Raw genomic sequence first — 14,880 nt, forward strand, 5'->3', positions numbered from 1 at the left:
CATTATTTTATAAGTCATTGTTTTATAAATTATCGTTTTAAATCATTTCCGTCAGCACCTGTCTAAGCGTCACCAAAGAAACCGGTTTAGACAAACAATCATTCATTCCTGCATCAATACAGCGCTGTTTTTCTTCTGCCAATGCATTTGCCGTAATACCAATAATCGGCAGCTTACACCCATCATTCCGTAAGTACATTGTTAACGCATAACCATCCATATTGGGCATATTGACATCCGTCAGAATGATATCAATCCCTCCTTTTTTCAAATACTCCAACGCATCTAATCCATCATTTGCCATTGCTGTTTGAAAACCGATAGATTTCAATTGATCGGCCAATAAACGGCGGTTGATAGGATGATCATCCACCACCAGAACCATAATAGTATTAAACCGAGTATTTGCCTGAAAAACAGGTAGGGCAGTATTTAATACCACACTATGATTTGGTGAAATCAGCCGCTCAATCATTACCGGCAAATCATGTAAATGGTAAGAGTTGTGTAACCAATAGTTTTCTCTGATTTGCTCCGGCGAGCCAATATAGTCCGTCGATAACTCAATATAACCATATACCGGGGAAGTCACGGCATCCGTGAAATCACTGATAATAATTTCACTACCATCTGTGCTTTGCCCACTATATAAAATAGTGTGTAAGCCATGATGAACCAGAAAACGCTGTAAAAATTCCTCCAGGTAAAGATTACGTATAGCCAAGATGATTTTTCGCTGATGTTCATTTATCAACTGAGTTTTTAGCCCATATTTCGCACCATATAAAGGTAAGCGAATAGAAAACATACTCCCTATCTGTGGTTGTGAAATAACTTCAATATCACCATCCATCAGATTGATAAGTTTTTCACAAATCGCCAGACCAAGGCCCGTTCCCTGAGATGAGTTTTCCGTATTGGGCATGATCTGGAAAAATGGATCAAACAACTGAACAAGCGCTTTATCAGAAATACCGACGCCCGTATCCTTTATTCTGACGTATAAATAATCTCTATCAATCATCACATGTATAACCACACATCCGGTATTAGTGAATTTAATCGCATTATTTAACAGATTAGATATAACTTGTTGTAATCGAACCGGATCATTGCAGATATAATCCGGTACATCCGGTTCAATATAGCAATACAAGGTCAACGTTTTTTTCACCACTAACGGCAGATAGTTAGAAATAACATGAGAGATAACTTCCTGACAGGAAAATTCTCTAGACTCAATTTTAAGCTGTTTAGATTCAATTTTTGAGAAGTCGAGAATATCACTGATAATTTTTAGCAACAACGCTGAAGAATTATTCATTGTTGATAACAAACGAATAGATTCAGCAGGCAACGAATGCGCCTGTAATAACTCCAGGTTGCCAATAATACCGTAAAGCGGCGTTCTCAATTCGTGACTGACGGTAGCTAAAAACATAGATTTAGAATAGTTAGCCTGTTCCGATGCCAGCGCCATCTCCTGTAATGATTTTTCCATCCGTACACGGACGCTAATATCAACCAAAACACAAATCGCCACCTCTTCATTCCTGTAACGGGAATGAACAAAACTGATTTGTAGGTGATGGTGATTACTGGTGACAACATCAACATAACTGCTGGTTCTGTCACAAATAATATGAATAATGCGTTCCCGATCTTCATGGGTTAGCATTCTTAAATAATTATGGGCCAGCTCATTACTCAGTATATTACTGCCATCACTGACCCGTAATATACTGATCCCAACCGGTGCTGAAGCGACAATTTTATGATTAAATTGCTCATGTTCTTCTAGCCGAATTGCATTCTCTTCCGCCGGAGCAAACATCTTTCGCTCAAACAGATATACCAGAACAATGATGACAAAGGCAGATAACACATTAAGCACAATACTGCTAATAATCTGTAGTTTAAAACCCTCAAAAATAGTTTTCAGTGGAAGTGCATAGATGATGCTGAATGAAGATGGCATTAACCGGCGTTTTAACAGTAAATCAGCAAAATTATCATCATAGCCAAAATAAGGCGCTTCTAACTGATAATCAGCATAATGAAGTTTATAGTCGTCATTTGCTGGATAGTGCAACACAGGCTGATTACTGCGATTCAATAACGTTATTGAAATTGGGCGATCTTGCCTTTGAATAAAAGAGTCCAATCTGATGAATTGTTCAATGCCTATCATTGCAACCATCTGACCATTGACATATACCGGCGCCAATACATAGAGATGACCGCTATCCGATCTTGCGCCAGGTATAACCCAATAAACATTTCGTTCTTTACCTTGCTCTTTCAGGCTGATAAGTCTGCGTGAATTTTCATAAACTATTTTTTTCAATGTATCAGGGTCAGTCGAGGTATTACGGATAGAAAAATTCACCATACACATACTTTGTGTACCCACCAGAAAAACCTGATTCAACCCCTGAGGCGCCGCAAGATTATCTTTCCAATAGAAGATAAGGTTATTCAACGAATTTAAATAGCTATGAGTGTTGTTGCGAAAAGTACGACAGTCAGCGCTTTGGTTCAGAGGATGATAAGAAAACGCCGGGCTATTATGTGGAAAATCAAAAATAGCATTTTTTCCATTAGAATTCAGTAAATGCTTCTCTGTCATATATTGGATATCACGTAGAATACTTGCTGTATGACGCACATAAGAGAGTGTGGAATCATAATTAGCATTGTATTCTTGCCGAATATCCGACTTGACTTCATTAAAGATATTAACCAGGTAAAAAGCTGTTAATAAAGCGCCTAACGCCCACAACATTAAGCCAAGCACCCGGAAAAGATAACGGGATATTTTTAGCGATGTACGAAAAGAAGAAAGATATCTCAAAAGGTTACCTAATAAAAACCGGCATCATTCAACGTCCTTAACAACAAGATATACCAGAGTTTAAAGATTACAAAGATCCATCGATCGCATATTTCAATATCAATAAAAATCCCTTTAAAAAAACAGGCACCGAAGTACCTGTTTCTTGATTAAGTAAAAAATATCTTCACTTAAACCGGATCAACTGACTCGCTGCTGTTAGCATCAGGTAAATCGGTGTTATCACTTTTTGATTCTTCCCCTTCTGCCGCCAGCCCCTCTTCATCATCTTCAGGCTCAGCAACCCGCTGTAAACCGACAACTTTCTCATCTTCAGCGGTACGAATAAGTGTTACACCTTGGGTATTGCGGCCAACAACGCTGACTTCAGATACCCTTGTACGCACTAACGTACCAGCATCAGTAATCATCATGATCTGATCGGTTGGTTCAACCTGAATCGCACCGATCACGTTACCATTACGTTCGCTGACTTTAATCGAGATAACCCCCTGCGTTGCACGGGATTTGATTGGATATTCGTTTTCAGCGGTACGTTTGCCATAACCGTTTTCAGTGACAGTCAGAATTTCTCCTTCTCCACGTGGGATAATCAGAGAAACAACTTTATCTTCACCACTCAGTTTGATACCACGTACACCGGTAGCTGTACGCCCCATTGAACGAACAGCTTCCTCTTCAAAACGAACAACCTTCCCTTCCGCGGAGAACAACATAACTTCGTTATTACCGTCAGTCAGGTCAACGCCGATCAGTTCATCACCTTCATTGAGATTAACAGCGAGAATACCGGCACTGCGCGGACGGCTGAAATCTTGCAACGCGGTTTTCTTCACGGTCCCACTGGCCGTAGCCATAAAGACATACAGCCCTTCTTCATATTCACGCACCGGCAGAATCGCCGTAATGCGCTCATTTTGCTCTAGCGGCAACAGGTTAACAATCGGACGACCACGCGCACCACGGCTAGCCTCCGGTAATTGATAAACCTTCATCCAGTACAAGCGGCCACGGCTGGAGAAGCAGAGGATCGTATCGTGAGTATTGGCAACCAACAACTTGTCAATAAAATCTTCTTCTTTAATACGCGCTGCGGATTTACCTTTACCACCACGGCGCTGCGCTTCATAGTCAGATAACGGCTGGTATTTGACATACCCTTGATGTGACAACGTAACAACAACATCTTCCTGATTAATTAAATCTTCAATATTGATATCAGCCGTATTTTCCGTGATTTCAGTACGGCGGGCATCGCTGTATTGCGACTTAATTGCCAACAACTCTTCACGGATCACTTCCATCAAGCGCTCAGGATTTTCCAGAATGAACAGCAACTCGCCGATTAATGTCAGCAATTCACGGTATTCATCCAGCAGTTTTTCATGCTCCAAACCAGTCAGTTTCTGCAAACGCAGATCCAGAATGGCCTGAGCCTGTTGTTCGGTCAGATAATATTTACCCTCATGCACGCCATATTGTGGTTCCAGCCATTCTGGACGAGCGGCGTCATCACCGGCACGTTCCAGCATGGCAGCAACACTGCCTAATTCCCACGGCTTAGCAACTAATGCAGCTTTTGCCTCGGCTGGCGTCGGAGCAAGACGGATAAGTTCGATGATAGGATCAATATTCGCCAGTGCGACAGCTAATGCTTCAAGAATATGGGCCCGTTCACGCGCTTTACGTAATTCAAAGATGGTACGACGAGTGACCACTTCACGACGGTGGCATACGAAAGCTGAAATAATATCTTTCAGATTCAGTAGCTTCGGCTGCCCCTGATGCAGAGCCACCATGTTGATACCAAAGGAGACTTGAAGTTGAGTCAGAGAGTAGAGGTTATTCAGAACCACTTCCCCCACCGCATCCCGCTTCACTTCAATCACGATCCGCATGCCGTCTTTATCTGATTCGTCACGCAGTGCGCTGATCCCTTCGATGCGCTTCTCTTTCACCAATTCGGCAATTTTTTCAATCAGACGGGCTTTATTGACCTGATAAGGGATTTCGTGCACTAAAATAGTTTCACGGCCATTCTTCTCATCAACTTCAATTTCCGCACGGGCACGAATATAAATTTTACCGCGACCAGTCCGATAAGCCTCCTGAATACCGCGACGACCATTAATAATCGCAGCGGTCGGGAAATCTGGGCCGGGAATATACTGCATCAGCCCTTCAATGCTGATGTTTTCATCTTCAATATAAGCCAGACAACCATCAATAACTTCGGATAAGTTATGAGGAGGAATGTTAGTTGCCATACCCACTGCGATACCAGAAGAGCCGTTAATCAGCAGGTTTGGTACTTTCGTTGGCATCACTTCCGGGATCTGTTCTGTACCATCATAGTTTGGCACAAAATCGACCGTCTCTTTCTCCAGATCCGCTAGCAGTTCATGGGCAACTTTCGCCATACGCACTTCGGTGTAACGCATAGCGGCGGCTGAGTCTCCATCGACTGAACCAAAGTTACCCTGACCATCAACCAACATATAGCGCAGGGAAAACGGCTGAGCCATACGAACAATCGTATCGTAGACTGCGCTATCCCCATGTGGGTGGTATTTACCGATGACGTCCCCGACAACACGGGCAGACTTCTTGTAGGGTTTATTCCAATCATTTCCCAATACACTCATGGCATAAAGTACGCGACGGTGTACCGGCTTTAGTCCGTCTCGAACATCTGGTAGTGCACGCCCGACAATTACAGACATCGCATAATCCAGATATGAGCTCTTCAGCTCTTCTTCGATATTGACCGGGGTGATTTCTCTGGCAATGTCGCTCATGGAGCCCACTATCCCTCATACATTCCGAATTCAAAGGTTTAGAACTATACCACAAACCAACAGTTTTATAAAAATCAGATACGGGTATTTAAAAATTAAGCCGTGTATACTATTTCAGAACTGACTCAGAACTGAGTGAACCCTGGCAGAACGGAGTGAATCCGCCTGTTTAAAGAAAGTTTAAGGAGCGACAACCGCTGATGAACATCAAAACCCCTTCCACCTCAAACAATGTTGATCAACAGGAAATAGAGAAATTTGAAGCGATTGCTTCTCGCTGGTGGGATTTGGAAGGTGAATTTCAGCCACTGCACCGAATTAACCCGCTACGCTTGAACTATATTTTGCAGCGTTCTGGCGGCATTTTCGGTAAAAAAGTCTTAGATGTGGGCTGTGGCGGCGGTATTTTGTCAGAAAGTATGGCCCGGGAAGGGGCAGAAGTAACCGGGCTGGATATGGGTACGGAACCGCTTCAAGTTGCCAGACTGCACGCCCTTGAAACAGGTATCCCCGTGACTTATGTACAGGAAACAGTAGAAAGCCACGCCGAAAAATATCCACAAGCTTATGATATCGTCACCTGTATGGAAATGCTGGAACATGTGCCAGATCCACAATCGGTTGTCCGTGCTTGCGCTCAGTTGGTGAAACCCGGCGGACACGTCTTTTTTTCTACCATTAACCGCAACAAAAAAGCCTGGCTTATGGCGGTAATCGGCGCGGAATACATTCTAAAAATGGTACCAAAGGGAACCCATGATGCGAAGAAATTTATCCGGCCGTCAGAGTTAATAGGCTGGATTGACAGCACACCTCTGCGGGAAAAGCATATTATCGGTCTGCACTACAACCCACTAACAGATAAATTTAACCTTGGTTATAATGTAGACGTCAATTATATGTTACACACTCAGTATGTCTGACATATTCATCTGACAGATTAATAAATCGGCAAATAAATCATATTTTCAGGAATTTTTTCACTCATTTTTGCCGGTGTTTCTGTCAGAGCAACCGCTAGTAATGATGCAGGCTTCCGGCTTTTTAATAAATTTTAGTCCTCAAGTTATCCACAAGAATCCGTATTTTTGTGCACTTGATAAAAGCCGCTTTTAACATTATCTTGTTGTCATTATTTAGTGTACCCCCTACATATTGTGTTCCTTAACATTCCATTACCACTACTCTCTCGTTGGTTTTTTCGCCACTGAGAGGGTTATGTTTTGGTCTAAGTCAAAGACACAAAGCAGGTGGGAGCGAATTTGAAAGTAAATGTAAGGTATGCCTGTCCATGAACCATAGTCTGCTAGTAACAAAGCGTGATGGCCACAAAGAACGAATTGACCTTGAGAAAATCCACCGGGTTGTTAACTGGGCAGCCGATGGACTGAAAAATGTCTCGGTATCACAAGTAGAACTGCGGTCCCAAATCCAATTTTACGATGGCATCAGAACCTCAGATATTCATGAGACAATGATTAAAGCTGCCGCTGATCTTATCTCCGGTGACGCGCCTGACTATCAATATCTAGCCGCCCGTTTGGCAATTTTCAATCTGCGTAAAAAAGCCTATGGTCAATTCGAGCCGCCGGCACTCTATGACCATGTATCCCGCATGGTAGAAATGGGCAAATATGATAAGCACTTGCTTGCAGACTACTCGCAAGAAGAATTCGAGCAAATGGACGATTTTATTGACCATTGGCGTGATATGAACTTTTCTTATGCGGCGGTCAAACAGCTTGAAGGTAAATATCTGGTTCAAAATCGTGTTACCGGTGAAATTTATGAAAGCGCCCAATTTCTCTATATTCTGGTAGCGGCTTGCCTATTCTCCGGTTATCCGAAAGAGACGCGTCTGGACTACATTCGCCGTTTTTACGACGCAGCTTCGACGTTTAAAATTTCTCTGCCAACCCCGATCATGGCAGGTGTACGCACCCCTACCCGTCAATTCAGCTCCTGCGTGCTGATTGAATGTGACGATAGCCTAGATTCCATTAACGCGACTTCTAGCGCTATTGTGAAATACGTTTCTCAACGTGCTGGCATTGGTATCAATGCGGGCCGTATTCGCGCCCTGGGAAGCCCAATCCGTAATGGCGAAGCCTTCCATACCGGCTGTATTCCTTTTTATAAGCATTTCCAAACCGCTGTCAAATCCTGTTCTCAAGGAGGCGTTCGTGGTGGTGCCGCTACACTGTTCTACCCATTGTGGCATCTGGAAGTTGAAAGCCTGTTGGTACTGAAAAACAACCGTGGCGTTGAAGGGAACCGAGTTCGTCACATGGACTACGGCGTACAACTTAACAAACTGATGTACGAGCGTCTGATCAAAGGTGAAGAGATTACCCTGTTCAGCCCATCCGATGTTCCAGGGCTATATGATGCCTTCTTTGCCGATCAGGATGAATTTGAGCGCTTGTACACCAAATATGAGCAAGACAGCAATATCCGTCAGCAACGTCTGAAAGCGGTTGAGCTCTTCTCCCTGATGATGCAAGAACGTGCTTCTACCGGCCGTATCTATATTCAGAACGTAGACCACTGCAACACGCACAGCCCATTTGATCCTTTAGTCGCCCCAGTGCGCCAATCAAATCTGTGTCTGGAAATTGCACTGCCAACCAAGCCATTAAATGATATCAATGATAAAAATGGTGAAATCGCGCTGTGTACCTTGTCCGCATTCAACCTGGGGGCAATTGAAAATCTTGATGAGCTGGAAGAACTGGCGATTCTGGCGGTCCGTGCCCTTGATGCCCTGCTCGATTATCAGGACTACCCTATCCTTGCAGCGAAACAAGGGGCAATGGGTCGCCGTACATTAGGCATTGGTGTTATCAACTATGCTTACTATCTGGCAAAAAATGGCGTGCGTTATTCCGATGGCAGCGCGAACAACCTGACTCACAAAACATTTGAAGCTATTCAGTATTACCTGTTGAAAGCCTCTAATGAACTGGCGAAAGAGCAAGGCGCTTGCCCGTGGTTTAAAGAAACCACCTATTCTAAAGGTATCCTACCTATCGATACCTATAAAAAAGCGCTGGATACATTGACCAATGAACCGCTGCACTATGACTGGGAAACATTGCGCAACGAGATCAAACAGTATGGTCTGCGCAACTCAACCTTATCTTCTTTGATGCCGTCAGAGACCTCTTCCCAGATCTCTAACGCCACCAACGGTATTGAACCGCCTCGTGGCTACATCAGCATCAAAGCATCAAAAGATGGCATTTTACGCCAAGTTGTCCCGGAATATGAGCGTCTGAAAAGCGCTTACGAACTCTTGTGGCAAATGCCGGGCAATGACGGCTACTTGCAGTTGGTTGGCATCATGCAGAAATTTATCGACCAGTCGATCTCTGCCAACACCAACTACGATCCGACACATTTCCCAAGCGGAAAAGTGCCGATGAATCAACTGCTGAAAGATTTGCTGCTCGCTTACAAATATGGCGTGAAAACTCTGTATTACCACAATACCCGTGATGGTGCGGAAGACGTTCAGGATGACCTGGAAGAAGTCGTGGAATCTGCTGATTCCGATTGTGAAGGCGGCGCGTGTAAGATTTAATTTGAGGAAGTTATGGCCTATACCACTTTTTCACAAGTCAAAAACGATCAGTTACAGGAACCAATGTTTTTTGGTCAGCCAGTAAACGTAGCCCGTTATGACCAACAAAAGTATCCGATTTTTGAGAAATTGATCGAAAAACAGCTCTCTTTCTTCTGGCGCCCGGAAGAAGTTGACGTGTCTCGCGACCGCATTGACTACAATGCGCTGCCTGACCATGAAAAGCATATTTTTATCAGTAACTTAAAATATCAAACGCTGCTGGACTCTATTCAGGGCCGCAGCCCGAACGTGGCTTTTCTGCCCTTGATCTCCATCCCTGAGCTGGAAACCTGGGTTGAAACTTGGTCTTTTTCTGAAACGATTCATTCACGTTCTTACACTCACATCATTCGGAATATCGTCAACGATCCGGCGGTTGTGTTTGATGATATTGTCACCAATGAAGAGATTCTAAAACGGGCGAAAGACATTTCCGCTTATTACGATGATCTGATTGAGATGACTAATCACTACCAGCTATTTGGTGAAGGCACGCATCAAATTGCCGGTAAAACCATCACCGTTAGCCTGCGTGAACTGAAAAAGCAATTGTATCTGTGCCTGATGAGCGTTAACGCGCTGGAAGCGATCCGCTTTTACGTCAGTTTTGCCTGTTCATTTGCCTTTGCTGAACGCGAATTGATGGAAGGTAATGCAAAAATCATCAAATTGATCGCCCGTGACGAAGCACTACATCTGACCGGCACACAACATATGCTGAATCTGCTGCGCTCTGGTCAAGACGATCCAGAAATGGCAGAAATCGCCAAAGAGTGTGAACAACAGTGCTATGACCTGTTCGTTCAGGCGGCGGAACAAGAAAAAGAGTGGGCAGACTACCTGTTCAGCGAAGGTTCCATGATTGGCTTGAACAAAGATATTCTGTGTCAATATGTTGAGTACATTACCAACATCCGTATGCAGGCTGTCGGGCTGAAACTGCCATTTGAAACGCGCTCTAACCCGATTCCGTGGATTAACGCCTGGCTGGTGTCTGATAACGTTCAAGTCGCGCCGCAAGAAGTTGAAGTCAGTTCCTATCTGGTTGGTCAGATTGATGCTGAAGTTAACCCTGATGACCTGAGTGATTTTGAACTCTGATGACAAGCTATAAAGTAACCCTGCATGGTATGCAGGGTTATCATATCTACAGCTCTCCCAAGTTGCATAACAGTCTGCTAGAGGCGCTGGAACAAGGCAGAGTTCAAGCTGAATACCAGTGCCGCGAAGGTTATTGCGGCTCTTGCCGTGTCAGATTGATAAAAGGAAAAGTCGGTTATCGGCGCAAACCGCTGGCTTTTGTTAATGAAGGCGAAATTTTACCCTGCTGCTGTCATCCACTCAGTGATATTGAGATTGAGCTTTAGTATTTATTTTTAAAGCAGACCAAGGTTTTTATGTTCTGCCGATATCATCAATTTAATTTCTCTAGAAGTAGGTAAATTATCAGGATGATATGTCTTTGTCGGAGGCAGGCTTTGTTCAATAGCCGAAAGAATATCACACGCAGTATATTCAGAGTTCGCTATTTCTCGACCGAACTTCACAATATTCACCCGAAATATTTCTCGCTCAGACGGATCTGGAAAATTCTTACTCAGATTATCAGATGACAGAACGATACGTATTGCTTCTTTTATCCTCATGCAATATTTAATGTTGTCATTGGCTAATTCTCTTATGCGTACTGAATTTGAAAACAATTCACCACTCCCCTTAGCAACACGATGAGCGATAGCTTCAGATAACAACTTTCGCGTGTACTCATTCAGACTTTGCAAGTAAGCAGTTGCTTTCAACAAAGGCAGAAAAACCTGCTTATCTTTCAGGTTAAATGTCAATGTAGATATCAAACCTGCCTCTTCATATTCTTAATGCCTTTAATGTTGATATATATTGATTATAAATGTTGTGTGTTTGATGATCAATTCACCAAATTTCTGGTGACAAAAAAATCTGGGACTAAACACCTAGTGTGCCTAGAGCGGCTTGTTCAGCTCCTCACAACACCGCAAAAATTTGCGTCTCCGATCACCACCTACGATTATCTTGGATTTCTGTAGATAAGCAACACGTAAGATTATCTGCCCAGTTTCAAGGGCGGGTTCTGCAAGGGTCTTAACATTTACACCCTAAAACTGGGATTAAAACCCTGTCCGATAGTGTAGTAAAATGAATGTTATGGTAAATTTTATTCTTTATATAGTATATAGATTTTAGAGATGGATGTGCAGATGATTTTTCGACAGGAAGCGATTGATAATCAAAAAGCTAAATGGAACGGTCGAGCTCTTCTGCTCCCCGGGATCCCTGCTTGGCTAATTGTAGCAATTTGTATTTTTTTCATCACCATTATCCTTGCCTTTATTATTTTAGGAAGCTATACCAGAAGAATCAATGTTAATGGCGAAATAATCACATATCCTAGAGCTATAAGTGTTTATTCTACGTCGCAAGGGTTCGTTATAAATAAGTTTCTATCTGAAGGACAGGTTGTAAAAAAAGGGCAGGAAATCTATCAGATTGATGTAAGTAAAACTACTAAAAAAGGAGTTGTTAGCAATAACCAACGTAGAGACATCAAAAGTCAGATTGAGAACATAGAGAAAATTATATCCAAGTTAGAAGTCAACAAGGAAAATACAATAGGATACCTAGAAAAACAGAAAAGCCAGTATATTAAGGCTTTTAATAGATCTTCTGAAATTATTAAAAAAGCCACGGAGGGTGTTAACTTAATGAAAAGTAACATGGAACATTATGAAGTTTATCAGAAAAAGGGGCTGATAACCAAAGATCAACTAACTAACCAAGTAGCCCTCTATTACCAACAGCAAAATAATCTGTTAAGTTTGGGTAGCCAGAACGAACAGAATGCACTTCAAATTATCAATATTGATGGACAAATTCAGACACAGTCAGCAGAATTTGATAGTCGTATTTATCAAATGGAGTTGCAAAAATATGAGTTACAGAAAGAATTAACTAATACTGATGCAGGTGAGTATATTGTTGTTAAATCTCCTTCAGATGGCAAAGTGGATTCATTAAGTGTGACTGAAGGACAGATGGTAAATTTAGGTGACAGCCTAATGCAAATTAGGCCAAACGATGTGAAGAAACATTATCTTGTTATCTGGGTTCCTAATGATGCTGTTCCTTATATATCACCGGGAGGTAATGTTAATATAAGATATGAGGCTTTTCCTGTTGAAAAATTTGGTCAATTCTCAGGTGAAATAGAGGTTATATCCAAGACTCCTGCATCAGTTCAGGAAATGATGACTTACCCAGGGGCACCAAAAAGTTTATCAACAAATAACTCTACTTATTATAAGGTTTTAGTGCGACCGAAAAAAAACAACTTATTCTATAATGGTAAGGTATTGAGAATAGAAAGTGGGATGAAAGCGAAAGTTACTATTTTTCTCGAAAACAGAAAGTTATACCAGTGGATGTTTTCTCCATTTTACGATATGAAAAACAGTATCGCAGGATCGATCCGTGATTAAAAATACCTTCAGACACATCATAAAAAATCTCAACGTATCATCAAAAAAACGCGTCCCACAGATACTTCAGACTGAATCTGCGGAATGCGGATTAGCCTGTCTATCGATGATATGCGCTTTCTACGGGAAGAATATTGATCTGTTTTCTCTCCGACAAAGATTTAACATCTCACCGCGTGGTGCAACTCTTCGTGGTATAGCAGAAATTGCAGCCCAACTTGACATGATGACAAGACCTCTGTCTCTAGATATAGACGAACTAAGTTCCCTAAAAACCCCGTGTATTCTTCACTGGAATTTTAACCATTTCGTAGTATTAGTCGGCATAAAAACCAACCGCTTTATAATTCACGATCCAGCTCAAGGACATCGAATTATCAGTCTAGCTGAAATATCCCGGCACTTCACTGGGGTAGCAATGGAAGTATGGCCCGGAAACGATTTTAAGGTACAAACCGTTCGGAAGAGGGTGAATTTAAGGAAGCTCATCCGAGGAGTTCAAGGCATACAAAGTTCCTTGGTGAAAATCTTTTGTCTGTCTTTAATTATCGAATCTATAAATCTACTGATGCCTGTAAGTACACAGCTGGTTATGGATCATGTTATCCCCTCAGAAGACAATGGACTGCTAACACTGATTTGTATTGGATTATTGTTTTTTATTCTACTACGGGCGGTGGTAAGTATGGGGAGAGCTTGGTCATTGCTTGTAATGGGAACACTGATTGATATCCAGTGGAAATCCGGGCTTTTCTCACACTTGATGCGTCTTCCTCTAGACTATTTTGAAAAGCGAAAGCTGGGTGATATTCAATCTCGGTTCGGTTCTCTTGAGGTTCTGAGATCCACATTCACTACTAATGTTGTTGGAGTTATTATGGACAGCATTATGGTCACCGGTGTGTTGATTATGATGATATTATACGGTGGTTATCTGACTTGGTTTGTTATTGGTTTTACAGCACTGTATGTGATTATTCGTCTATCTACTTACACATATTATCGTCAGCTGTCAGAAGAAGTATTAGTCCGAGATGCCAGAGCCAATTCGTATTTTATGGAAACTCTTTACGGGATATCTACAGTAAAAACGCAGGGAATGGCAGAATTAAGAGGAAATAATTGGCTTAACCTAATAATAGATAAGGCAAATTCAAGCATAAAGCTCACAAAGATGGATATGCTATTCGGCGGTTTGAACACATTCATCTCAGCCTGCGACCAAGTGATAATTTTATGGCTAGGTGCCAACCTCATCATCGATAACCAGATGACAATAGGTATGTTTGTAGCTTTTGGGACATTTAGAAGCCAATTCTCCGAGCGGATAGCCTCGTTGACCGGAATGTTGCTTCAGTTAAGGATGCTGAACATGCATAATGAACGTATATCTGATATTGCTCTGAGCAGAAAGGAAAAAAGGAAACCGGAAGTACCATATGTCTCCATGATGCAACCAGTATCTCTTGAAATAAAGGGGTTAAGCTACCGATATGACCGCCAGTCATACCCAGTATTTACGGACCTAAACATCTCTATAGCGCCCGGTGAAAGTGTGGCTATTACCGGTCCTTCAGGAGTAGGAAAGACAACTTTAATGAAAGTGCTTTGCGGATTATTTGAACCGTCATCTGGTAAAGTCTTAGTGGACGGCTCTGATATATTTTCACTTGGAATTAATAACTACCAACGTATGATATCCTGTGTTATGCAAGAAGATAAACTTTTTTCTGGTTCAATCAAAGAAAATATCTGCGGGTTTCAATCAGTAACAGATGAAGAATGGCTTATAGAATGTACAAAAGCAAGTTATATTCACAATGATATTATTAAAATGCCGATGGGATTCGAAACGATTATCGGAGAACTGGGAGAAGGCCTTTCAGGTGGTCAAAGGCAACGTATTTTTATTGCAAGAGCGCTGTACAGAAGACCAAGAATTCTTTTCATGGATGAAGCGACAAGTCATCTTGATAAAGAAAGTGAGTTCTTTGTAAACCAAGCAATAAGCAAAATGAATATAACAAGAGTAATAATTGCACACAGGGATTCGACGATAAATTCGGCTGATAAAGTTATCAGATTATGAAT

Annotated in this window: 9 protein-coding genes; 6 read left to right on the top strand and 3 right to left on the bottom strand. The window is 42.1% G+C overall.

Annotated features, from left to right (window positions below):
• Positions 1 to 37 precede the first annotated feature (37 nt).
• Together rcsC and gyrA are read right to left on the bottom strand one after the other, a co-directional pair.
• Complete coding sequence (gene rcsC / locus EAE90_RS12705; RefSeq protein ID WP_214053804.1) at positions 38 to 2,854, bottom strand: two-component system sensor histidine kinase RcsC; 2,817 nt, start codon at positions 2,852 to 2,854, stop codon at positions 38 to 40.
• Positions 2,855 to 3,024: 170 nt separating this feature from the next.
• Positions 3,025 to 5,652: a DNA topoisomerase (ATP-hydrolyzing) subunit A gene (gene gyrA / locus EAE90_RS12710; RefSeq protein ID WP_214053805.1), complete on the bottom strand. Its 2,628-nt coding sequence runs from the start codon at positions 5,650 to 5,652 to the stop codon at positions 3,025 to 3,027.
• A gap of 200 nt (positions 5,653 to 5,852) precedes the next feature.
• Between gyrA and ubiG the strand changes: the two genes are divergently transcribed.
• From ubiG to yfaE, 4 genes are all read left to right on the top strand, one after another.
• Positions 5,853 to 6,575, top strand: a complete 723-nt coding sequence (gene ubiG, locus EAE90_RS12715) for a bifunctional 2-polyprenyl-6-hydroxyphenol methylase/3-demethylubiquinol 3-O-methyltransferase UbiG (protein ID WP_214053806.1) — start codon at positions 5,853 to 5,855, stop codon at positions 6,573 to 6,575.
• Positions 6,576 to 6,943: 368 nt separating this feature from the next.
• Entirely contained in the window at positions 6,944 to 9,235 is a 2,292-nt protein-coding gene (gene nrdA / locus EAE90_RS12720) for a class 1a ribonucleoside-diphosphate reductase subunit alpha (RefSeq protein WP_214053807.1), read from the top strand.
• A 12-nt stretch (positions 9,236 to 9,247) separates the two neighbouring features.
• Positions 9,248 to 10,378, top strand: a complete 1,131-nt coding sequence (gene nrdB / locus EAE90_RS12725) for a class Ia ribonucleoside-diphosphate reductase subunit beta (protein ID WP_036781046.1) — start codon at positions 9,248 to 9,250, stop codon at positions 10,376 to 10,378.
• On the top strand, positions 10,378 to 10,644 hold the full coding sequence (yfaE, locus tag EAE90_RS12730) for a class I ribonucleotide reductase maintenance protein YfaE (RefSeq protein WP_036781049.1): 267 nt from the start codon (positions 10,378 to 10,380) through the stop codon (positions 10,642 to 10,644). Before nrdB ends, yfaE begins: the two co-directional genes overlap by 1 nt.
• A 9-nt stretch (positions 10,645 to 10,653) precedes the next feature.
• Here the strand turns inward: yfaE and EAE90_RS12735 are convergent, their stop codons facing one another.
• Positions 10,654 to 11,130 carry an iron-sulfur cluster assembly scaffold protein SufA gene (locus EAE90_RS12735; protein WP_214053808.1) on the bottom strand — a complete coding sequence of 159 codons (477 nt, stop codon included), beginning with the start codon at positions 11,128 to 11,130 and terminating at the stop codon, positions 10,654 to 10,656.
• Positions 11,131 to 11,514: 384 nt separating this feature from the next.
• Between EAE90_RS12735 and EAE90_RS12740 the strand changes: the two genes are divergently transcribed.
• Entirely contained in the window at positions 11,515 to 12,789 is a 1,275-nt protein-coding gene (locus tag EAE90_RS12740) for an HlyD family secretion protein (RefSeq protein ID WP_214053844.1), read from the top strand.
• Positions 12,782 to 14,878 carry a peptidase domain-containing ABC transporter gene (locus tag EAE90_RS12745; RefSeq protein ID WP_214053809.1) on the top strand — a complete coding sequence of 699 codons (2,097 nt, stop codon included), beginning with the start codon at positions 12,782 to 12,784 and terminating at the stop codon, positions 14,876 to 14,878. The genes EAE90_RS12740 and EAE90_RS12745 overlap by 8 nt, the downstream gene beginning before the upstream one ends.
• Positions 14,879 to 14,880 lie beyond the last annotated feature (2 nt).

The organism is Photorhabdus caribbeanensis (genome assembly GCF_018448885.1).
GTDB classification, from domain to species: Bacteria; Pseudomonadota; Gammaproteobacteria; order Enterobacterales; family Enterobacteriaceae; genus Photorhabdus; species Photorhabdus caribbeanensis.